This window comes from Paenibacillus sp. 1001270B_150601_E10 (assembly GCF_015558675.1).
In the GTDB taxonomy this organism is placed as follows: Bacteria; Bacillota; Bacilli; order Paenibacillales; family Paenibacillaceae; genus Paenibacillus_B.
The window spans coordinates 274,347-298,106 of the sequence record NZ_JADMOL010000004.1 but is presented as its reverse complement, the minus strand read 5'-3'; the positions used below and the strand labels follow the sequence as shown (position 1 = coordinate 298,106).

General features: G+C 47.7%; 17 protein-coding genes and 1 pseudogene. 2 read left to right on the top strand and 16 right to left on the bottom strand.

Annotated elements, in window-relative coordinates:
* From I2H74_RS12590 to I2H74_RS12580, 3 genes are all read right to left on the bottom strand, one after another.
* The coding region (locus tag I2H74_RS12590) for a CpsD/CapB family tyrosine-protein kinase (protein WP_195574312.1) at window positions 1–441 on the bottom strand (441 nt) is incomplete at its 3' end.
* On the bottom strand, window positions 419–1,189 hold the full coding sequence (locus I2H74_RS12585) for a YveK family protein (protein WP_195574311.1): 771 nt from the start codon (window positions 1,187–1,189) through the stop codon (window positions 419–421). The genes I2H74_RS12590 and I2H74_RS12585, both read right to left, overlap by 23 nt.
* Before the next feature lie 26 nt (window positions 1,190–1,215).
* Window positions 1,216–1,974 carry a tyrosine-protein phosphatase gene (locus I2H74_RS12580; protein WP_195574310.1) on the bottom strand — a complete coding sequence of 253 codons (759 nt, stop codon included), beginning with the start codon at window positions 1,972–1,974 and terminating at the stop codon, window positions 1,216–1,218.
* A gap of 398 nt (window positions 1,975–2,372) precedes the next feature.
* On the opposite strand from I2H74_RS12580, the gene I2H74_RS12575 reads away from it, so the two are divergent.
* Window positions 2,373–2,741 carry a helix-turn-helix domain-containing protein gene (locus tag I2H74_RS12575; protein WP_195574309.1) on the top strand — a complete coding sequence of 123 codons (369 nt, stop codon included), beginning with the start codon at window positions 2,373–2,375 and terminating at the stop codon, window positions 2,739–2,741.
* A gap of 156 nt (window positions 2,742–2,897) precedes the next feature.
* Here the strand turns inward: I2H74_RS12575 and I2H74_RS12570 are convergent, their stop codons facing one another.
* The 7 genes and pseudogenes from I2H74_RS12570 to I2H74_RS12540 all read right to left on the bottom strand — a co-directional run bounded on the left by I2H74_RS12570 (window position 2,898) and on the right by I2H74_RS12540 (window position 15,738).
* Window positions 2,898–3,077 carry a hypothetical protein gene (locus tag I2H74_RS12570; protein ID WP_229106605.1) on the bottom strand — a complete coding sequence of 60 codons (180 nt, stop codon included), beginning with the start codon at window positions 3,075–3,077 and terminating at the stop codon, window positions 2,898–2,900.
* 176 nt (window positions 3,078–3,253) lie between these two features.
* Entirely contained in the window at window positions 3,254–4,537 is a 1,284-nt protein-coding gene (locus tag I2H74_RS12565; protein ID WP_229106604.1) for an MFS transporter, read from the bottom strand.
* Between the two features lie 268 nt (window positions 4,538–4,805).
* Window positions 4,806–4,952: pseudogene (locus tag I2H74_RS25290) on the bottom strand (diguanylate cyclase domain-containing protein); the annotation flags it as partial.
* Window positions 4,953–5,077: 125 nt separating this feature from the next.
* Window positions 5,078–9,664 carry a glutamate synthase large subunit gene (gene gltB, locus I2H74_RS12555; RefSeq protein ID WP_195574307.1) on the bottom strand — a complete coding sequence of 1,529 codons (4,587 nt, stop codon included), beginning with the start codon at window positions 9,662–9,664 and terminating at the stop codon, window positions 5,078–5,080.
* A gap of 615 nt (window positions 9,665–10,279) precedes the next feature.
* Window positions 10,280–12,493, bottom strand: a complete 2,214-nt coding sequence (locus tag I2H74_RS12550) for an Ig-like domain-containing protein (RefSeq protein ID WP_324254062.1) — start codon at window positions 12,491–12,493, stop codon at window positions 10,280–10,282.
* Between the two features lie 443 nt (window positions 12,494–12,936).
* Entirely contained in the window at window positions 12,937–14,961 is a 2,025-nt protein-coding gene (locus I2H74_RS12545) for a YhgE/Pip domain-containing protein (RefSeq protein ID WP_195574306.1), read from the bottom strand.
* Between the two features lie 198 nt (window positions 14,962–15,159).
* A complete protein-coding gene (locus I2H74_RS12540) occupies window positions 15,160–15,738 on the bottom strand; it encodes a TetR/AcrR family transcriptional regulator (RefSeq protein ID WP_195574305.1) in 579 nt (192 codons plus the stop codon).
* Between the two features lie 354 nt (window positions 15,739–16,092).
* Here I2H74_RS12540 and I2H74_RS12535 point away from each other — a divergent pair, with 354 nt between their 5' ends.
* Window positions 16,093–16,485 (top strand): hypothetical protein, encoded by a 393-nt coding sequence (locus I2H74_RS12535; protein WP_195574304.1) that lies wholly within the window; start codon window positions 16,093–16,095, stop codon window positions 16,483–16,485.
* Window positions 16,486–16,690: 205 nt separating this feature from the next.
* Here I2H74_RS12535 and I2H74_RS12530 read toward each other — a convergent pair whose 3' ends face one another.
* From I2H74_RS12530 to I2H74_RS12505, 6 genes are all read right to left on the bottom strand, one after another.
* Entirely contained in the window at window positions 16,691–17,239 is a 549-nt protein-coding gene (locus I2H74_RS12530; protein ID WP_195574303.1) for an NADPH-dependent FMN reductase, read from the bottom strand.
* A gap of 291 nt (window positions 17,240–17,530) precedes the next feature.
* A complete protein-coding gene (locus tag I2H74_RS12525) occupies window positions 17,531–18,409 on the bottom strand; it encodes a stalk domain-containing protein (RefSeq protein ID WP_195574302.1) in 879 nt (292 codons plus the stop codon).
* 143 nt (window positions 18,410–18,552) lie between these two features.
* Window positions 18,553–20,184, bottom strand: a complete 1,632-nt coding sequence (locus I2H74_RS12520; protein WP_195574301.1) for an extracellular solute-binding protein — start codon at window positions 20,182–20,184, stop codon at window positions 18,553–18,555.
* 43 nt (window positions 20,185–20,227) lie between these two features.
* On the bottom strand, window positions 20,228–21,112 hold the full coding sequence (locus I2H74_RS12515) for a carbohydrate ABC transporter permease (RefSeq protein ID WP_195574300.1): 885 nt from the start codon (window positions 21,110–21,112) through the stop codon (window positions 20,228–20,230).
* 12 nt (window positions 21,113–21,124) lie between these two features.
* Window positions 21,125–22,030: an ABC transporter permease gene (locus I2H74_RS12510; RefSeq protein WP_229106643.1), complete on the bottom strand. Its 906-nt coding sequence runs from the start codon at window positions 22,028–22,030 to the stop codon at window positions 21,125–21,127.
* Window positions 22,031–22,089: 59 nt separating this feature from the next.
* Window positions 22,090–23,259 (bottom strand): Gfo/Idh/MocA family protein, encoded by a 1,170-nt coding sequence (locus I2H74_RS12505; RefSeq protein WP_195574298.1) that lies wholly within the window; start codon window positions 23,257–23,259, stop codon window positions 22,090–22,092.
* Window positions 23,260–23,760 lie beyond the last annotated feature (501 nt).

Genomic DNA, 23,760 nt, shown 5'->3' with positions numbered 1-23,760 from the left:
CTCCTCTATCAACTGCTCGAAGCGATCCGAGGAAAGCAGTTCAGCCGGATGCTTTGGAATATTGCCTGCCACGATGAAATGCAGGTTCGGGATATGTGTCTTGCGAATCGCAGCTTCCCATCCGCATTCATTTGCTAGTACGTGGGATAGGCCGTTGGCGGAATTACTGCCAAAGATGTTGTGTATTCTTGGGCGGTGAAGGTCCGCATCGATCAGCAGCACTTTCTTCTGATCACGGGCATAGGTAATCGCGAGATTGACCGCGATAGTTGTCTTCCCCTCCTTCGGAAGCGAGGACGTTATGGTAATCACTTGAACGGCGTTTTTTTGCTCGTTCGCATATTGAATATGGGTACGGAGTGCTCGAAACGATTCTGCAACAGGCGAATATGGATTAATCTCGCTGATCAGCTCCGATTTATTGCTGTGACGTCTGAACATGAGCGTTACCTCCTATAGGTGCCGGGTTGGATGGCGTATTTAGCTTGGTCTTCGATACCTTGTAGTCTTTGCGCTTGACGCGATGGACGACGGTAAGAGTCGTGAGACCAAGCAACTGCTCAAGCTCCTCTTCAGTCTTGATGGATTCGTCGAAGTATTCCATGAGGAAGATGATGCCTAGTCCAATCATGAAAGCAAGGACGGTGGCGATAAGGATGTTGATTTCGGGAACGGGCTTAATGGGGCTCTTGGTGAGGGATGGATCAGCGTAAGAGAGCACCGTTACATTTTCCATCTGTATCAATTGCGGTACTTTCGTGATAAATACATTGGTGACAGCATTCGCAAGCTCTGCGGCTCTAGCGTATGTCGTATCTTGAGCGGTAATCACCATCACCTGGGTTTGATTAATCGAACTAACTTGAATCTGGTTCAACAGTTGGTCTGAAGTTAGCTGAAACTGGGGATACTTGCTCATGATGTCCTTTGTTATCCATTCGGAACGAATGAGCTCTTTATAGGTCTGGATTAGCTGAATGTTGGTATTGAGATCGTTGAGTGTAAGATTCGTTTCCCCTTCAACCACTCTTGTCTTATTAACAAAAATCTTAGTTGAGGCCTGATACTCGGGCACCAGCACTTGATAGCTGTAATAAGCAGCGAAGGAGATACCTATTGCTAAGGTGATCATCAAAACCCACTTTCTTCTCCAAATGGTGTGCAGGATCTGCCTTAAATCTAATTCCACGTTGAATCCCCCTTGGTCAAATTGTTCTATATTCGTTCGGAGTAAACGAGCTTTGCATCATTTGCAGGTTCGATCATACCCCCAAGCGCAACCAGCTTTGCATGCTGCATCAGCGTTGCTGCATATTCTTCCCCTACCAGTTGGCGAACAAGATCATAGCCATCCGGTAAAGAAAAGCCTCTATCGTAGGTTCCATGTGCATCGGAAGCAATAAAGTGAATCCATTGCTGCTTGATGAGATAAAGAGCCGTCTTTTTAATTTTTTGTCCATGGTGTCCTAACAGAGAGGAGGTGTTAAGCTGGAGTAGAATTCCTTTTTGTATCAGGAAATGGGCCAACTCTTTATTCGTCATGATGGATAGGTTACGTTCAGGGTGCGCGATAATGATCCGTCGATTGGAATGGTGAACGTATTGTACAAAATCCCAAAAGTACGGGGGGATGCCGGAAGAAGGCAGCTCAACTAACAGGTAGGGACTGCTTCCAAGCGTTTGCCATTCTTTGTTCTGAACCGACTGTTCGTAATTCTCGGTGAGCCGAAGCTCTTGTCCGGGAATGAGTTCAAGATCCATCTGCTGGATGACAAGCTCTGCTTGCAGTTCGCTGACAGCAGCAAGGATTCTGTCTCGAGGATTATAGTAGTCGTGCAGCATATGATGCGGTGTCGCAATGATCTTGCGAATTCCTCGACGCAAAGCCTCTTCTGCCATATGGATCGAATCGGCCAGCGATCTAGCGCCATCATCCACTCCATGTAAAATATGACAGTGGATATCAATCAACATGTTCTTGAGCCTCCTGCTCGAAGAAGTAAGGTGCGTTTTTCACAAATTTGTAGTAAAATGAAAAAACAACATCGTTATTATCCAGATACATTTTGTATCTATTTTGTAAATGACAAAGCCTTTCTCCGCATCACTCTCAACACTTCACGTAAAAGAATGACTTCGTGGAAAAATGAATGAAATGGATCCTCTCTTATAAATGAACAATGCACAGCGCTGACAAAGCTTGTACATAGGGAATTATATGCCCATTTAAAGAGGAATGTCGGTTTTTTTCGCTTCTGGTTGTTACAATATGTATCAGGAATTTCTTTTAGTCTAAGATACAAAATGTATCTTGTCAATCTCTTTTTGCATACATTTGAGAATATAAACAGCTGAAGGAGGATCTTTTCAGCATGAATACTGGTGACAGAATTGCATTACTACGTGAATCCTTGGGATGGACTCAAGAAGAATTGGCCCAGAAGCTGGGCATTACGAGAGCAGCCTTATCTCATTATGAGAAAAACCGGAGAAAACCAGACTTCGAAACGTTAACGCAACTCGCAGATCTCTTCGATGTTTCCATAGATTATTTAGTTGGTCGCACCTCTGCGCTGCAAGATGCGCAGTCCAAGGCTATCGATCACTTTGCAGATCAGCTTGAGCTGTCTGATGAAGAGCTCTTAAAGAAATATCAATTGTCGATAGACGGACGTCCTTTAACACCTGAAGAGACACGCCGATTTATCGCCTTTGTTCGAGCTGAACGAAACATGATGTAACTCATCTTCTGACTGTAATGCTTCTAGTAAAAACGAATAGCCCCCAACGGCGGCTGGGAAGGGACAATGTTCAGGCAAATCCTCTTCTCCAGCTGCTGACATGGGGGCCTATTGATCAAGCTCCATTATTTTATTTTTGCTTAACACCATCTATGTTCATTTGTCTTGTTGTCCGTTATGAAACAGGTGTCGTAACTCATCAGGCACATTCTCAAGCGGGATCTCTAGATGTTCTAATATATCTCGGATGTCTAGCTCGACCTGAGACTCTTCTTGACTCGATTCAACTTCCTCATCTTTTAATGTTTTCATCATTACCGATACCCTTTTTCTCATGATTTTCCATCCAACTCCCATATATTAACTCTAAATGTTAATATTCGCTAGCACCTGATTATATTAATTATACACAATTAAAAATAGGTATACTGTCGGACGTTGGGGTATAGTATGAAGCATTTTCATTCTAATTTTGTCGAAAGTTGATTGAATTTGATTGTTTCATGTCATTTTCAAGCTGAATTTTCATTTTTCATATTCTTCTGTAAATAGGCATGAAGTAGGAAACTCAAGATAGCCGCAACCGCGATAATGATCGAAACCTGTACGACCGCGATCAACCCTCCCGAATCATAGGCAATCCCAAGACAGAATGGACCGATCATACGCCCAACGGAACTAATCCCTCCTGCTACCCCCATATAAAACGGCGCTTGTCGTCCTGTATGGGCCGCGAGAAACGCAGGAACTGCTGGTGATACGAGCATTTCCCCTAATGTTGCGATGATCATGGCGACAATAAAGCCGGTATAGTTCGGCATAAAGAAAATCCACAAATAAGCTGCCCCGTATAAGATCGCACTCCATGTAAGCTGGGATGACGCTTCCTTCGATATAGTCCGCTTCATCCACTCTGTAATCGGCTGACCGAGAAAAATAAATATGCCGTTCAATGTCCACAGCCAGCTGTACATCTTCATCTGCATGCCCTGATCCGTAATATGCGGCGCAACGCCCGCTCCCCACATTGAATTCGCAAGCCAGATAAACATCGCCCCAACAGACAAGAACAAGTACAACCGCACCTGACTAAGCTGATCCCACAGCGTAAGCGTCGGAATCGCGCCTGTCGTCGGAATATGCGCAGGCTGCTCCTTAAGGGTCTGGCCGGCATGATGCTCATGCTGCGCAGCCTGTGAAGACTCTTTCAAATCTCCCAGATTGCGCAAGTAGAAATAGAAGAAGATCGAGAAGGCTCCAGATGTCCCTGCATTCAACAGGAATGTCAGATTGAACGAAATGTCAGCCAGCACCCCGCTTAGCGCGGTTCCTAGAGCGACACCAATATTATTCGCTACATATACCGCGTTGAATAGCTCATCACGCTGATCAGCCCAGCGAAACCCAATAAAGGATTGGATGGCGGGCTGGGACATATTATTCGTGAACCCTATGATCCCCATCGTGATGATGTATCCCCACCAGCTCGTATAAGCCGTGACCACAAGCGATGCCTGCAGCACCGCCGTGATCGCTAACGCCCCAATTAAGAGCTTGCGAACGCCAAGACGATAATAGAGACAGCCTCCTGCAAATTGTCCCAGTACGCCTCCAAGCATCTGAATCATAATGACAAAGCCAGCCTCAGACAGAGACCGACCAAGCTGTTGATGCACAAATATCGTAGTGAGCGGCCACATTAACGCAGCCCCTGCTGAGTTAATCATGCTCGCCCAAATAAACACATTCATTTCCCTCGTTCGACTGCGAAACATATTCCACGCCGAATGACTCATGTTGATCACCGTCTGACTGTATGATGGTTATTGGTTACTGCTAGTTCCGCTTTGGATGTATAGGATAATCCTCCATTCGAAAACGCTTAACTTTTATCGGGATGGACTTGTTCGCCTTAGCCTGATAATGAAGAAATCAGCATAAGCCTTAAGCCTCGCAAAAGCTTGGGCATCCCCCTTATAAATGCTGTATCCTACGCTGTACTTGATAGGAATCTTTCACCGCTCATTCGACAAATCTATGTCTACTAAAGGTCTAAGCAAAAGCTTACAAGTGCTCACCGCCAAATGCGTGACTAAATGTATCATTTATACTTTTAAAATAATCCAAATCCAGAAACACAAACACATTATAATCCTTCTGATGCGTTTCTAGCAATTCCAGACAAGCATCTTCATAGGATTTGCAGCTTAATAGACCCGTTAAGTATTCCTTCCGATGCTATAACAGCAATCTCTAACTGGAACAAAAAAAGCTTCGACCTGATCCATTTTCCTGAATCAAGCCGAAGCTTCTATGTTGGGTTATGGCCAAGCGGCTTAGTTGCCGCCCTCACGAAGACTAGCTTCAAATGCCGCCAGCAGCGCCTCTTCGCCTGCGAAGCCCTTCTCCTCAACCTTTGCAATCTGCTCCAACATTCGCTTATAGTCCTTCGGAATGACGCGCACGAAGTTCGCTGCTTCATCCTGCCAAGCAGCAATCACCTTGCGGCCAACCGCACTATCAGTTGCCTCGACGTGCTTCTCGATCATCTGCTTCAGCTCAAGCTCTTCGATCTCGTCTTCGACGCGCTCGAGAAGAACCATCTCCAAATTGCAGCGTGTCACAAAGGTATTCTCTGGATCGTAGATGTAGGCAACACCTCCAGACATCCCTGCTGCAAAGTTGCGGCCAGTCTTGCCAAGCACGACAACGCGTCCGCCTGTCATATATTCGCAGCCATGATCGCCAACACCTTCTACGACCACCTTCACCCCAGAGTTGCGCACCGCGAAGCGCTCACCTGCGATACCACGGATATAGGCGTCACCGCTCGTCGCACCGTAAAATGCGGTGTTACCGATAATGATGTTGTCCTCTGCCGCAAAGGTGGCCTTTGGCGACGGCTTTACAATCAGCTTGCCTCCGGAGAGACCTTTACCGACATAGTCGTTGCTGTCTCCTACGACCGTAAGCGTCATGCCGCGAGGAACGAATGCCCCGAAGCTTTGACCGGCAGAGCCGACAAAGGTGAAGGAAATCGTGTCTTCCGGCAATCCCTTTGCTCCATACTTGCGCGTCACCTCGCTGCCAAGCACAGTACCTGTTGCGCGGTTCACGTTCGTGATAGGGAACGTCCCTGTTACGAGCTCCTCACGCTCTAGAGCCGGCTGTGCCGCAGGCAGCAGCTTCTGAACGTCCAGCGTCTCCTCGATGCCATGGTTCTGCTCGCGCACCTTGATGCGATCGGAGCCTTCCGGTAGCTCAGGCTGATACAGAATGTTCGAGAGATCGAGATGCTTCGCTTTCCAGTGATCAATGGCATCCTTCATATTCAGGCATTCCGTTCTGCCGATCATTTCATTAAGCGTGCGGAAGCCAAGTTCAGCCATCAGCTCACGAAGCTCCTCCGCTACGAACATCATGAAGTTCACCACATGCTCCGGATCACCTGTAAAGTTTTTTCGCAACTCAGGATTCTGCGTGGCTACGCCAACTGGGCACGTATCAAGCTGGCACACCCGCATCATTACGCAGCCTACCGCGACAAGCGGAGCGGTCGAGAATCCATATTCCTCAGCACCAAGCAATGCTGCGATAGCAAGGTCACGACCAGTCATCATCTTGCCATCGGTCTCCAGCTTCACGCGGTCACGAAGATTGTTGATGATGAGGGTCTGATGCGTCTCCGCAAGACCAAGCTCCCAAGGCAAGCCAGCGTGGCGAATGGAGCCTTGAGGCGATGCGCCTGTTCCTCCGTCATAGCCACTCACGAGAATCGTATCCGCACGCCCCTTCGCTACACCTGCAGCGATCGTACCGACTCCAACCTCGGATACGAGCTTCACATTAATGGCCGCTCTAGGATTTGCGTTCTTCAGATCATAGATCAGCTCCGCCAGATCCTCGATCGAGTAAATATCATGGTGAGGCGGCGGCGAGATCAAGCCTACGCCTGGTGTGGAGCCGCGAACCTCCGCAACCCAAGGATACACCTTGCGTCCTGGAAGCTGTCCGCCTTCACCTGGCTTCGCGCCTTGCGCCATCTTGATCTGGATCTCTTCTGCGTTCACTAGGTAGTGGGAGGTTACGCCAAAGCGACCAGACGCAACCTGCTTAATCGCACTGCGTCTTGAATCGCCATTCGCATCCTTCACGTAGCGTGCAGGATCCTCGCCGCCTTCACCGGAGTTCGACTTGCCTCCGATGCGGTTCATCGCGATCGCAAGCGATTCATGCGCTTCCTTCGAGATGGAACCAAAGGACATCGCTCCCGTCTTGAAGCGAGTCACGATAGAGGACGCAGACTCCACCTCATCGATCGAGATCGCAGGTCCGATCGGCTTCAGGTCGAATAAGGAACGCAGCGTGCCGTTCCGGTTGTACTCCCCTTGAACGAGCTTTGAGTATTTCTTGTAGAGCTTATAGTCACCTTTGCGTACAGCTTCCTGCAGCGTATGAATGGTTTGAGGATTGAACAGGTGCTCTTCTCCGTTCTTGCGCCATTGGTACTCGCCGCCGGAATCAAGCTCAGGATCTCTTCCCTCCTGCTCGGCAAAGGCACGATGATGATGCATGAGCGCCTCTTGGGCAACTTCCTCTAATCCGATACCGCCAATCCGAGATGGTGTCCACGTAAAGTATTGGTCAACAAATTCAGTCTTCAAGCCGATTGCTTCAAATATCTGTGCGCCGCGATAGGATTGAATAGTCGAAATCCCCATCTTGGACAGGATCTTCACGACACCCTTCGTCGCAGCTTTGATATAGTTCTTCACAGCCTTCTCATGCGTGATGCCGCGCAGCATGCCTTGGCGAAGCATGTCATCGAGCGTCTCGAACACCAGATAAGGGTTCACAACGTTAACCCCGTAACCGAGCAGCAGCGCGTAGTGATGAACCTCGCGCGGCTCGCCGGATTCCAGCAGGAGCGCTACCTTCGTACGCGTGCCTTGTCGGATCAAATGGTGATGCAGGCTCGATACCGCAAGCAATGCCGGAATCGCTGCATTCTCCGCGTCGATGCCGCGGTCGGACAGAATAATAATATTATGTCCTTTGCCAATGACGCGATCAGCCGCTTCACACATCGTCTGAACCGCAGCCTGCAATCCTCCAGCACCTTCAGCCGCTGGGAATAGGATTGGAATCGTAATAGCTTTGAAGCCTGGACGTCGAATGTGACGCAGCTTCGCAAATTCTTCATTGCTCAGGAAAGGCGTAGGAAGCTTAATATGACGACAGCTCTCCGGCTCTGGAACAAGAAGATTGCGCTCTGGACCAATCGTCGTCTCCGTCGCAGTGACGATCTCCTCGCGAATCGCATCAATTGGCGGATTCGTAACTTGTGCAAACAGCTGCTTGAAATAGTTGTACAAGCGCTGCGGGCGATCGGACAGGACAGCAAGCGGCGCATCATAGCCCATGGAACCAAGAGGCTCAGCGCCTGTGACAGCCATCGGCTCCAACACCTTGCGGAGGTCTTCGAACGTATAGCCAAACGCCTGCTGGCGCTGCTGCACATTCTCATGCTTTGGCTCTGGAACCTCTCTCGCGTCTGGCAAATCGCTTAGCTCCACAAGATGCTCATCGAGCCACTCTTCATATGGATGCTCGGATGCGATCTGCGCCTTCACCTCTTCGTCAGAGATAATGCGTCCTTCCTTCGTATCCACGAGCAGAATGCGTCCTGGGCGAAGGCGGTCTTTATAGAGGACATCCTCTGGTGCAATGTCAATAACGCCTGCTTCAGAGCTTAAGATAATCATGTCGTCCTTCGTCACATAATAACGGGACGGGCGAAGACCGTTGCGGTCCAATATGGCGCCGATCTGAACGCCGTCTGTAAAGCCCATTGCCGCAGGGCCGTCCCACGGCTCCATCAGCGTTGAGTGATATTCATAGAATGCTCTCCGCGTAGGATCCATGGATTCATGGTTAGACCAAGGCTCTGGAACCATCATCATGGCAACATGCGGCAAAGAACGGCCAGACAAGTACAAGAATTCAAATGTATTATCAAACATCGCCGTATCAGAGCCATCTCCGTTAATGATTGGCTTAATCTTCGCCAGTTCCTCACCGAATACTTCGGATTCACACAGATTCTCGCGTGCATGCATCCAGTTCACATTGCCGCGCAGCGTATTGATCTCGCCGTTATGAATCATGAAGCGATACGGATGGGCACGCTCCCAGCTTGGGAACGTGTTCGTACTAAAACGTGAATGTATAAGTGCAATCGCCGATTCCAACGCTTCATTTGTCAAATCAAGATAGAATTGCCCAACCTGCTCTGTCGTAAGCATTCCTTTATAAACAATCTTCTTGCAGGACATGGAGGGAACGTAGAACGTATCCGCGCCTTCCTTGCCCGAGTAGCGAATCGCCTTCTCTGCACGCTTGCGGATCATGTAAAGCTTCCGCTCGAAGGCCAAGTCGCTATCGATTCCTTCTCCGCGTCCAATAAAGATCTGGCTGACGTATGGCTTTGCTGCCTTCGCGGATTTGCCGAGCATGTCATCCAAGGTGGGTACCTCGCGATAACCTAAGAAGCGCTGTCCTTCTTCTTCAACAATCGCTCGAAGGGTATCTTCATGCTGCTTGCGCAGTTCTGCATCCTGGGACAGAAAGAGCATCCCTACACCGTAAGCTCCTGCTTCCGGCAGCTCTACACCCTGAGCCTCCATCTCTTGAGCGAAGAATCGATGCGGAATCTGCAGCATAATACCTGCGCCATCGCCGGAGTTCGGCTCGCTGCCTTGACCGCCGCGATGTTCCATGTTCACAAGCATCGTGAGGGCTTTGCGCACGATATCATGAGATTTTTGACCCTTGATATGAGCGACAAAGCCCATACCGCAAGCATCCTTCTCAAATTGAGGATCATACAACCCTTGCTTCGGAGGTAAACTGTATTGTTTCATGCAGAAACAACCTTTCTATCTGAATTTTGAAAATAGCGATTGTCGAACAACGATAAGTTTATAATTATTCATTATAATTATTATAATATTTTATCACCACGCCTATTTCATGGCAAATTATTATTTTTATGAATACGATAAGATTTCTTTTTAAATGTAAAAAAATTGAAACAAAATGTTTCCTTTTGTTTGTAAAGATACGGTAACACCAAGCTTAATCAAGGTTCGACCACTTTCCAACTATATCTAGCATTTACGCATATCATTCCATTACCTTTTCACCGAAGCAAAGATTGCGGCACTCATCAATATTGTATATTTATACATGAAAATGAATAAAATAACGATCATATATACACAGTTTTATACAAATAATCTAAATCTTCTGTTTAAAAGGACAAGAAATACGAGAAAAATGGCGGATTGTATGCATGTCCAGCTTTTTATGTTTCAAAGAGGCTTCTGCCTTTCGAAGTTTAGCAAGTCTCTAGTACTCCTGCCGTTACATCGTATTTGTCATAGCCAACTCCAAGGAACATGACTAGCATAAAAAGACTCCCGCAAGAAAAAGAGGCATCTGCTCCATAGAGCAAATGCCTCTTCTACGATTAGCCTTTATTTAACCGATACTCGAATGGTTGTTGTCTTGCCGCCATAGGAAACCTTGACGGAAGTGCTTCCAGCCGATACAGCCTGCACGCTGCCGCGGCTAACCTTCACCTTCGTGTTGGACGGAACCCAAGTCACTTGGGACGTCACATCAACAACCTCACCGGTGTCATAGATTGCTTGGACCTTCCAAGAAGCCGATTGTCCTGGGGACAGCTTAATGGAAGAAGGTGTGCCTTCAAGCTTCAGCAGCTTCGGCTTCACATGTACAGGAACCTCATAGGTCTTGCCTTGGAACTCGCCAACCATCTTCGTGCTGCCAAGTGCCACACCTTTAACGGAGGATCCTTTAATTGTTGCAATCGACTCATTCTCCATCTTCCAATTCATGCGGGAGGACAGGTTGATCGTCTTGCCGTTGCGGTATTTCCCCGTCACCTTGACCGACTCGGACTTATTAATGGTCGTATAGACTGGGTTCGGGTCGATCGTCAAGGATACGACCTCTTCTTCAATCGCTACCTTGATCGCGAGCTTCACATTAGCAAAGCTTCCGTTCAACGTCAGACGATTCGTCGGCACCAAGCCTCTCATCTTGCCATCATAGATCAGCAGATTGTTGGAGCTTGATTCCCACTTTACATCCTGCGTTACATCTGCTTCCTCGCCATCCGTGTAGATAACCGTTACGGTTGGCACAGATACTTCACGCGCCGTAACAAGAGACAGTTCATCTTGATCCGTATGAAGAATCAACGCCTTGCGTGATACGGTTACCTCCATATCGAGAACTTGCCCTGCTATCTGAGCAACCAAGCGTACAGTGCCCGTCTCGAGCGCCTTCATCTTGCCGTCTTCTTCAATCTTTACAATGTTCGGATTGTCAGACGTCCATTGAACCACATTCGAAATGTCTACCTTATCGCCGCCGAAGGTAATGCCTTGAATCTTCGGAAGGCTCTTCACTTCATTAATAAAGATTTCTTCCTTGCGCTTCGTGTCGCCATTTGCATCTGGCTTCACTTCTTCTGCCCATTCCATCTTCGTAATGGATGGGTATACCGTAATATCAACTTTACGAGTCAAGCCTTGATACTTGGCTGTAATGGTTGCATCGCCAGCGCCATGAAGTCTTACAACCCCTTTATCCACGGTAACAGCTTGAACATTGCTGGACGTCCATTCTGCTTCTGTCGTTACTTCCTTTGTGGAGTTATCCATCGCAAGCACGAACGTTTGCAAGGACAAGCTGCCCTGGGACAGCATCACATGCTGCTTTTTGTCCGGTGTAATGCGCATCGCTTGGTTGGATGCACGAACAACAGCTGTTACGCTGTGCGTCTTGCCAAGATAGGATACGGTAATGGTTGCTGTACCGACATTGATCGGCTTCAGCACGCCATTTTCCACTTCAACGATATTTTTATCACTGCTTGACCACTCTGCGAGTGCTGTAACATCCTCTGTTGTGCCGTCCGTCTTCGTAGCAACTGCACTTACTGACTTGGAAGAATCGCCGAAGGTGAATTCGACAACCTTATCAGGGGAAATCTTAAGCTGATCGTAAGGCATCTCTACCTTGAGCTTAACCTTATACGACAGTCCCTTATGCTTAACCGTAATCTCGGTCTCCCCTTTTTCCTTCAAGGTGATGACACCTTTATCGACATCTGCCACAGAAGTATTGGAGGAAGACCATGTTGCTTCGTCCGTCACATTGTTCTCGCCAGACTTCGTCTTATCCATCGCAAATGCGCTCCACTTCGGCTTCATCCCCAAGCTTACCGTAAGCTCGGATGGCACCTCTTGGCCGCCGTCTGTCGTACGAACAACCAGCTTCTCATACATCATATCGGATACGATCATCTTCTTGATCGTATAGCCTTGGTATTTAGCTGTAATCTCTGCAGTGCCTTTGCTGACCCCTTTTACCCAACCTGCATCTACGGATACAATCTTCGGATCGGAGCTTGTCCACGTTACCTTATCTGTTACATCACTATCTTTTTCCGTTGTTCCATCTTTTATTGTTGCAAGCACTTTTAATTGCGTAGACTGTCCTTCAACAAGTACATGCACAGGAGAGATGTTGGATTCGAAGCGAATTCCTGTCACGCTCTCTGCCGCATGAATGACTTTTCCAGCTGGAAGCAAGCCTGCCACGAGGGCCACGACAAGCAGCATGGATAGCCAAGGCATTGCCTTTCTTCTTACGTTCACTCTACCTTCCCCTTTCCTACGTTCCGCAATGATGCGAATCTTATATCTTTTTTAACGGCAAAACGATGGTGAAATGTTACCTTTTTTGTTCAACTTCCATAATCTAGACGGAATTTAAGACTTTTTTACTAATTGCTCACCTTGCGGCACACTGCTAATGCAGGTCGCACACAATCAACATAAAACGTCCCACTCCTTATGTATGATTGATCACAAAGGAAAGAGCTCCTGACATTAGCCAAGAGCTCTTTCCTTTTGCGCATCCATTATCGAGAATGCTTTGTTCTCTGCCATTTCCCATATATCATGATATGGAATGGTTGCAGCTGCATGTATCCCTCAGAAATACAACAGACTAGGATAGCTGAATTCTATGATTGAAATAAGATCTTTTTTTGATTGGAATTCACCCTATATAATAGGAAGCGATTTTTTCAATTCCTTTACATGGAGCTGATGACTTCGCCTGGAGCTGCTGTGTTCGCTTTGTCCTTGCGGGAACGAACGATGAAGAATCCTAATGTCAAAGCACCAAACGCTGCCATGTAAATCGCCATCATGCCAACTTCATTCCACATCCGGCTAATGTCTCCGCTAGAGATAACCGCCTTGAAGCCGTTCACGGTATAGGTCATTGGGAGCCATGGGCCAACCACTTGCATTGCTTTCGGTGTCAATTCCATTGGGAATGTACCGCCGCAAGTAACGAGCTGCATGATCAAGAGCACGATCGCCATGAAGCGACCAGGGTTCTCGAATACGGTTACGAGCGATTGAATAATCATCATGAACGTAATACTGGTTAGAATACTGAAGCCGATGAAGGCACCCATATCTTTCACTTCAAGGCCAAGGCCTTTCAGCATGATCAAGTCTGCGAGCAAAGCCTGAATAACACCGACCGAGATGAACAAGAGCGTTTTACTGAAGAATCGGCTCCAGCCATTGGCCGTTGGATCTGGCGATTGTACGAGCGGCAGAACGATCGTCAGAATCAATGCCCCTACAAACAATCCGAGAGACAAGAAGTATGGCGCAAAGCCTGTACCGTAGTTAGGAACTTCGTGAATGCTGGATTGAACCACTTCAACTGGACCTGCGAACATCGAGATGCGATCATCGTTGCCCTTCACTTCAGATGATTTGTCAGCTGCTTCATTCAGCTTAGAAGCAAGCTCATTGGAGCCATCCTGCAGTTTACCGATACCTTCCTGCAAGGTACCCGTTCCTTCATCCAATTGTGTAGCACCGCTAGCAAGCTGATTCACTGCGCCAAGCGCTTGACCTACACCGCCTTGCAGACTTTTAACACCATTCATCAACTCTGTGGAGCCAGCAGCAAGCTTATGGCTTCCCGCCTTCGCTTCATTCAGCTTCTGACCGAACTGCTTCATGCCTGCCGCAAGCTGGTCTTGACCTTGCGTCAGCTGAGATGCACCTTGAACCAACTGCTGTTGTCCTGCATTAAGCTTCTTCGTGCCCTGCATGACCGCCTGGCTTGCACCAAGCAGCTGCTTCACGCCTGGATCTTCAGCCAGGGCTGGATTCGCTTGAACGAGTTGGTTAAGTCCATTCGCTAGTGCCGCTGCACCTTTTGCCAGCTCTGCACTCGCATCGCTGGATGCCTGCAACCCCTGCTTCAATTGGTTAGCGCCAGCTTTGGAGGAGGATACACCCTGCTCAAGCTGTTTCTCTGCCTGTGCGAGCTGATCCATCCCGCTGCTCAGCGACTTCGCACCTGCTTGCAATCCGCTTACGCCATTCGTAAGCTTGCTGACACCCTCTTGAAGAGGTGCTGTTCCATCCTTCAGCTGAAGAGCTCCATCTGCAAGCTTCGCCATGTTTTCCTTCAGCTTGGATGCGCCATCCGCAAGCTCATTCGTCCCATCATACAGCTTGGTTGCGCCATCGCCAGCTTCCTTCAAGCCATCCGAGATTTTTTCTACTTGCTCAAACATGATCTCAGTATAAGCTTCTGTTACTTTTTTCGAAACTTCACTGTTTACTTTTTCGATTGCAGTTTCGCCAAGCTGTGCAGCTAGGAAGTTGTGACCTGCATTCGTCTTAAAAATAAGCTGTGCTGGAGTCGGTTTGTCATCAAGCAAGGTTGTTGCTCGATCCGAGAAGTCGGACGGAATCTTGATCATCATGTAGTACTTTTCATTCTTCAGCCCATCCTCGGCTTCTTCCTCACTAACTATCGAGAAATCAAGTTCCTTCCGTTCCATAAGCTCATCAACAAGCTCTTTACCGGCTTCTAAAGATTTTCCTTCAAATTCCACGCCTTGATCCTGGTTCACAAGCGCTACCGGCAGATCCGAAAGCTTTGCATATGGATCCCAGAATGTGCCTAGGAACAAACCACTGTACATCAACGGTACAAGCATGACTGCGATAACGGATATGAGAACCTTAGGGCTGCGAATAATTTTGCCCCACTCCATCGCAAATAATTTGGTACCTTTCATCTCCATCCCCCTGATCCAATAAATATATATAATGTGATTTATTGCATAGATAAACCACAAGTAAACCACCTGACTATTCTGTTATTTTAGTCATTTTAGGTCTAAGAAAACGTCTCGTCTATTTGCAGCCTCGGTCCCACTCTTACTATCGTAAGGGGATCAACGACCTGCTACCTTTAGCGAAACGCTCCTGTACGTTTATGCATCTGCGGCAATGCCATGCATGAAAAGCTGGTAAAAATGCTCCTTAATCTCTTCTTTCTGAAGAGGTTCGTAGCGCTTATTCCATTCCGTCGTCAGTGCCTTATACAGATGAACCATCTCAAAGCTCAGGATTCGTGCATTTCCAGGCTTAATCTCGCCTTTCTCCATCGCGTGGTGAATATGGTTCTCGATATAATGAAGCAATTCTCCTTCAATCTTGGATAATCCCTCATTAGCCATTGGGGTTCCAAAGTCCCTGACCTCCTGCGACAGCTTTAGCGCAAGTTCATGCCGACTGCGGAATTCAAGCCCGCGATCAAGCACACGATACAGGTTGTCGAAAAACGGTCGATCCTCTCTAACCTCGCCATCTGCAATATCCTTCATCTCAAGAATGACCTGTTGAATGATCTCATCAAACAGCTCTTCCTTATTCGTAAAGAATGTGTAGATGGTTCCTTTCCCTACCCTGGCGATCTTCGCAACCTGATCCATTGTCGTGGCTTTGTAGCCAAACAAGGCAAAGGACTGCGTAGCCGCTTCAAGTATTTGCTTTCTTCTGTCAATGGACATCCCGAACCTCCCTTTCTAAAGTCCTCTTCATGATGGGGCATGACTGATTGACTAAATTAGAAATCCGGTCACAACTTACAAAAAACAATATAGCACATCTATATAGTGTTGACAATACACTTTATTTCCATAGCGCCAAGATCGTATTCTCTCCATAAAGACCGTTTTATGAAGAGTTCCTTCTATATAAAGGATCGCAATCGCTTACAACAATTAGAGGCCAAATTCAAACTATTTTTTTATCATTCAAAAATATGCTTGTCCACCTCTTTTCAGGTTATAATGAAAACGGACAGGCCCGACAGGATTCGTGTCGTGCAGTCCTTTTTGATAAATGGAGAAGGAGCGACCTCTATGATTCTGAAAGTTCCTGGTGCAATTGGTTATGCACTTATATTAGCGGCTATGCTGCTTCGATCCTATCACGTCATCGATAGCGTGGTGATTCTGGGCATTATCGCATTGGCAGGCCTTATCGGCATTGGCATCGCGGAGAACAAAAGCGGAGTGCGGCATTGGGTCGTCCGTTATACGGACTATGCACCGCTTGCCATACTTGGCTTCATATACGGCGTACAGATCAATAACGACCTTCCTTCCGCGCTTACAGCGATCTGCATCATTCCGGCGGGTATAGCTTCAGCCTTTGTAGCGGCCAAGCTGGCACGGACGAAAAAGTATCGGACGCATAGAAGACTCGAAGATACTTTGCCTGATCCTCCAAAGGAAGATTACAAGTACAAATAAATGGCCTATCCCATGGGAATAACTTCTTGCAAAGCAATCCGAAGATGAGCGGCCGTAATTAGCTGTTGATTTTATCGCCAATTGGAATGAGTATCCTATCTCAACGAATTTATATGCTGATATGGAACAGAGGGCAGGTTCTTAAGCTGCATGCTTAAGCTCCTGCCCTTTTTATCATTGTATGGCTTATAGGAATCACAAATAGTTATGCCTTGCGCAGGCGCTGTACCAAGCTCAAGAACAGATCGGAGGCGCGATGAATGCGAAGATTGACATCCTCCGCCACATCAAGCCACGCTTCCTCGCCCTCAAAGGACTGTCGCTGGGAACCGCCAATGGAGATCCACTCTGGACTGTTGATGCCATGCAGGTTGCGAACGATGCCCTGAAGATGCTGCAAGCAGCTTACTCCCACCGCTCCGCCAGACGAGCTCATGACAAGCACGGGTTTGCCGCTAAAGTAATCTTTATGGAGGTGGTCAAGCGCATTTTTCAATACCCCTGATATACTGCTATGGTACTCTGGAGTGGCCAATACAACGCCATCACACTTGAGCATTAGCGACTTCAGCTTCTTCAAAGCTTCGTGGTCTTCATACGACTCATCCGGACTATACATCGGGATCGGAGTCGCATACAGATCAAACAGCTCCACATCCCCGCCCTTGTCTCCTATGACTTGGCCAACATATTGAGAAAGCTTTGTGCTGCTGGCATGCTTACGGTTGCTGCCTGCAATAATCACAATTTTCATTTTGTAACCCCCTATTATGATGGAGACGCGTACTCATGCGAGGAGGCTCTCGTGAGTACGCACTCACTTGTATGATTTTTGTCACATCAATTCCGAATATTTCCCAGTATATCACTATGAATTGGAAATATCTACGCATAAGAGCTGCTGCATTGAGTGGATAAAGCCAATTTTGCAGATAAGTACACAGATGATTGGTTTGCACCTGTAAATGCTGCAGCAGTTGAACATGGTTATGTATCTGAGCAAGCAGTACAACTAAAAAAAGCCCAATATAAGGGCTTCTTTGGATTAACTCGGCAATTCATCAGCAAATCCATAGATCAGTATCCGGAAATCTCTGCTGACACGATCAACCTTCCACATCCCATCCGTGAACACGAGGGTAATTGATCGATCTTCAACATATTGGTCTTCTGCCGTTAATCCATTTCCCAGTATGACAGACTGCGAAAGATTCGCGGAGGTCTTGCTTGTATATTCAAGTAAAGTTATAGGAGTACCATAGGTACTTACCGTTTCCAGGCCTTTATTTGCAACAATTGATTGAATCAATCTATCAGTAAAGTACGGTTTGAAATACGCCGGAATATTCTTAATGGATAGTATATTCGAATTCGAGGCTTCATTTAATGTATCAGATAGCAGCTTCAAGCGTGTATCTGTGATTCTTTGCTTTTCAGGGATCGTAATGGAAGGCTCGGCTATATTAATAATGAGTCGCTTCCCGTCCAATGTCACATTTGCCTGCTCCACTTTTTCATCCCACGTGATCGTTGCTCCTATGGACTGGCTGACAAAGCGTAACGGAACATAAGTCGTTCCGTTTATAACTTGTGTTGCTGTATCAAGCTCCATATATTCTCGATGCGGAATATCTGGATTCTCGGCAGTTGGTGGCGTTTCAATGATAGCCCGTTTGAAATTCGCAGCAAGCCAAATCGTCGAGTCGCCGTTTGTCATCTTCACTTCTTTTTCGGCTGGGAACCATCTAACACCCACGCCTAGGTTTTCCGAAACCGCGCGCAATGGAACAAGAATACGTCCGTTATTCATCTGGCCATTATGGATCGATACTTCTTTTGCCTCTGCAGCAAAAATCGGCATAGATGTTATCGTCAACGCAGTTAGAATCGAGGTCAGTAAGCATGCTGCCCATTTTTCAAACATTTCAAAGCCTCCTTTTTCATCAAATCAATATAATAGACGCGCCCACTTTCCATTTTGTTACATCACATATCAACCCTATTACAGTAAAAAGAGGCTATCGTCGGCATATACCGAACAACAGCCTCATCGTATAAGCTTAAGGATTACTTTTCAGAGCTGTAACGCTCGTACGCTTGCTGATAAATCTCCAAGTAGCGCTTCACATTCATGCTCTCAATCTGCTTCACATAATTATCCCATTGATCAAAGCCAGCTTCGCCGGAAACGAATTTGTCGCGCATCTCATCGACAAAGGTATGAATGTCCGTTTGTATTGTTGTCAGCTCATCCTGCTCCTCAGGCGTAAAGTTGAAGGCAGGCCATCTGTCCTCTTCCTTCACATAGAACGACTCGGAATCCTCTGCATTTTTCACCGAAGACGGCAATCCCTCTGCCCCCTTAAAAAACTTCTGCTTTACGATTCCCGGATAGTAGCCGCCCGGCCAAGTCAAGTATTGGCTGACCGCTTGATCCAAGTTCAAGCCATTCGGATTATTCGTAATCTCTTCAAGGTATTCGTATTCGCCCTTATCATTAACCTTATAGGTTACGCCTTCAAAGCCCATAAAGAACATCTTCACGCCTTCATCACTGTAGAGGTGGTCCACCCAGCGAATGAGCGCTTCCGGATTCTCTGCTTTGTCCGTCAGCACGAACATCCCCAAGTTTCCAAGCGGAGATCCAATATTGGATAGGAAGCGATCCCCATGAGGTCCTTCAATCGCAGGTATGCCTACATAACCGTCTTGATTGTAGATCGCTGCTGGATCCACCCCGTCCAAGACGCCATAGATACCGGCACTTGCCTTAGACGTAATATCCGTATCCTTCATCGTGAAGGTTTCCTTGTCGAACATGCCTTCCTTGTAGAGCTTGTTCACGTATTGCAGCAGCTCTTTGTAGCGATCAGAGGTTGGCACAAAAGTAAGCTTGCCATCATCCCCCAAGTCCACATTCGGGTTCGCGTTGCCATGCTTGTTCAGCCCGAAGGAGCCTTTCAGGAAGCTCAAGATTGCCGTTACGCCTTTTGATCCCCATGGAATCTCATCCTGCTTGCCATTCTTGTTCGGGTCGTTCACTTTGAACGCTTTGAGCACATTGTACAGCTCATCCAGATTGGTTGGCGGCTTCAGGCCAAGGTTATCAAGCCATTCCTGCTTGATCCATGGCGTTCCATAATGGAGCGACTTGAACGCAGGGTCATAGATCGTCGGGAAGCCGTAAATGCTGCCGTCTGGCATCGCAATTCCCTTTTTCACGATCGGATACTCTTCCATGATCTTTTTAAAATTCGGGGCGTACTTGTCAATTAGATCATTCAGCTTCAAAAAGGTGCCTTGGCTGCCGTACTTGATCAGATCCGTCTTCGAAAAAGCGGAGGCGAAGAACATCTCCGGATAGTCGCCGCCTGCCATCAGGATGTTTCGCTTCTCCTTCAAGCCATCCGTTGCGACGGTATCCCATTCGATATGGATGTTCGTCATCTTCTCATACTCTTTCCACAGCATCAGATTGTTCCAATCCTGAGAAGCATAGAGCTTCGCCGCGAATGCCTTGACATTCATCGTTTCCTTCGCGACTGGCATGCCCTCCGTGTTGATCTTTTGAAGTCTCTCCTCCGCCTTCGCCGGATCCTGTGCATCATTATTCCCGCTTCCGCCGCCGCACGCGGTGACCAGCAGTGAGAAGCTGAGTACGACACTTAATGTGAGAGTAAACCATTTCTTTGAACGCAATGTTCATTCCCCCTTATTTGTGGTTCGACGCTCGGTATAACGATCAGCCTTTCAAAGCTCCAATCATGATGCCTTTGACAAAATAGCGCTGCAGGAACGGGTACAGAATCAACATCGGCAGGTTCGCTACGACCAGCACCGCATATTTTAATCCCTCCATGCTCATCTTCAGCCGTACGCCCGCCTCCGACGTCAGCTTGATGAAGTCGCCGGAATCGCTCTGCACGAGCAGTTCACGAAGGATCAGCTGTAGAGGGAATTTGTCCTTGCTGGATAGGTAAATCAAGGCGTTAAAGTACGCATTCCAATGCCCTACGGCATAAAAGAGCACCATAACCGCAATGATCGGCATCGACAGCGGAAGCACAACCCGGAACAAAGTCTGAAAGTGGGAGCAGCCATCAATCATCGCTGCTTCTTGAATCTCCCCAGGAATGGATTGCTGGAAGAAGGTGCGCATAATAATGATGTTCCACACCGATACCGCGTTCGGAATGATCATGACCCAGAACGTATCGAGCATGCTCAGGTTCTTGATCAAGAGATACGTCGGGATCAATCCACCGCTAAAGAACATGGTGAAGACGATCATCCCGGTGATGAGGCCTCGGCCAGCAAAGTCTCTGCGGGATAGCGGGTATGCTGCGCACACGGTCATCACTAGGTTCAAGGCTGTACCTGCCACCGTGTAGACGATCGTGTTGCCGTACCCCATCAGAATATCCTTGTTCTGAAAAATCTTCACATACGAGTCCATATTAAAGCCGTTAGGAATGAGCCACATCTCTCCGCGAAGCACGGCCTCCGGATTGCTTACCGAGGCACTGAGCACAAAGAGAAGCGGATACAGCACAATCAGGCAGATCAGGGACAGCAGTACATAATTGACGACATTGAATACTCGATCTCCTAGCGAACGATCAATCATAACGGCTCCCTCCTACCATAAGCTCGTCTCGTTGACGCGTCGGGCAATATAGTTGACGATCACGAGAAGCGCAAAGTTAATAACGGAATTGAACAATCCGACCGCTGCAGAGAAGCTGAACTGGGAATCCAGAATACCTGTGCGATACACATAGGTGGATATGACATCCGAGCTGCTCAGATTCAAGTTATTCTGCATCAAGAATACTTTTTCAAAGCCGACTGACATTACGCTTCCGAGGTTCAGAATTAATAGAATGACGATCGTTGGCGCAATCGTCGGAATATTGATATGCCAGATGCGCTGCAGCTTGCTGGCCCCATCGATCGTAGCAGCTTCATGCAGCTGATTATCAACGCCGGAGAGCGCTGCGAGATAGATGATGGAGCTCCAGCCCATCGTCTGCCAAACGTCAGAGAGCACGTACAGCGTCTTGAACCATCCCGGCGAGGTCATAAAAGGAATCGATTCAAAGCCTAAAGCGACAATGATATGGTTGATTATCCCTGTGCTCGGATTCAAGAACAGAAACAGCATTCCCACAATAACGACGACGGACAGGAAGTGCGGCGCATATGTGATCGTCTGTACCATCTTCTTGAAGCGCTCCGCCTTCACCTCATTCAGCATCAAGGCCAGAATGATCGGAATCGGAAAGCTTAAAGCAAGCGTATACAAACTGATCAGAATCGTATTCGTCAACAAGCGCTCAAAGTAGTAGCTGTTAAAGAAGCGTTCAAAGTGCTTAAAGCCGACCCATGGACTGTCAAAAATGCCTTTGTTCGCAATGAAGTCCTTGAAGGCAATCTGAATGCCGTACATCGGCAAATAATGAAATACGATGTAATACACGACGACTGGAAGAATCAGCACGTACAGCTGCCAGTTCAGAATGAATGACTTCTTCAAGCGCTGCATGCGCGGCTTCCGATTGATATTCGTTACGCTGCTTACAGCATCTCCCGCTCCCGTGCGCATCATTGACCACTCCCAACAGGCTCAGCGGCAAAGGAAGGTGCTTGTGATACCTGCACGACCTTTCCTCCTGAACGAATGGATTCTGTTGCCGCGCAGCCAACCGCCACGCTCATTCTGCCGGCAATCGGTGTTGCTACTGGCTGTTTGCCATCTATAATCATGTCGACGAAGTCCTTGCAGATATTCGGATCTGCTCCGCCATGGGACCCTTTCGCCTCCTTGATCTCATACACGCGGTCCGACAGCTCGCGAGCCGTATTCGAGCGTCTGGTCTTTACGTACACTTTATTCTCCAGCTCGTTATTCTCAAGACGGCCTTCCGTCCCGATAAACGTATAGTTGCGCTGGTAATCCGGCGTGAAGTGGCACTGCAGATAAGAAGCCTTAACGCCGCCCTCAAGCTCCATGATCACCATATTGTTATCTTCTACATCCACTTCCTCGCGAAATGCGCACTCTTTAAGAGGTCCGCGGCTAGCTTCAGTACAGGTCAATCGTTCGTCACAAGCCGGACAGGTCAGGTCATTGGGCTTGTCGCCGCCGTAAAAATCAAGGCTGCCAAAGGCGCTGACCTTCGTGGCATAGCGGCCTGTAATCCAATGGATAATATCCAGGTCATGAGAGCCCTTTTGCAGCAGCAATCCCGTGCTGTTCTTGGAGTTGGCATGCCAATCATGATAATAGAAGTAGCCGCCCCAGCCGACAAAGTGACGCACCCATACAGCCTTGATTTCTCCAATTACTCCCGATTCAACGATTTCCTTCATCGTACGGTACATGTTCATGTAGCGCATGTTGAAGCCAACCATGAGATGCTTGCCGGACTCCTTCCATGCCTTCAAGATGTTGTCGCAGCCCTCGACTGTAATCGCAAGCGGCTTCTCGCAGAAGACATGCTTGCCGGCCCGCAGCGCTGCAACCGCATGTTCTTCATGACAAAAGTCAGGCGAGGTCACCGCAATGGCATCAATATCCTCTCTAGCAATCAGCTCTTTATAATCCGTTGTGACAAATGCATCTGGATTCACATCCGCCTTGAACTCCTCCAGGCGTTCCGGATAGATGTCTGCTGCCCCCACAACAACCGAGCGACCATCCGGGTTGTGCCAATACTTCGCAATGGAACCTCTGCCCCTCGCTCCAATCATGCCAATTCTGACTTGCTTCATGCGTTCATGACCCCTCTCTCCTCTGAATGTTAGAAAGACAGCAAAAGCAAATATCATAAGCGATAAAGCGCTTACATAACATGTTGACTTTGAAGCAGCTGCGAGCGATGCCTATCCAAGTGCATGCAGCGCTAATCGTTCAGGTTCAGGATTTCTTCCGGATAACGAATGATGTCAAGATGAAATGGTGTCGAAGCTGAGAAGTGATATGCTTTGTCCCTTGATGACAAAACGGTGGTGTACGAGATGAGAGCTCTGAGGTGTGCAAAACAACAGGGAATCAAGCACAATGCTTACGTTCTAGTTGGTGCACATTTTGCGCAAATCTAGGGTTAATTTGGGTAATAATCATCACGATGCCGAGGGATAAAGATACGTTCAGGATCGCAACTCCGCCTGGAATTGTTTGCCTGAACTATTATGACGTCATTATATTATGCGAAACTTTACAACGTCAATACCGTTTTTCAAAAATGATTGGTGTCAACGGGGTTAATTATT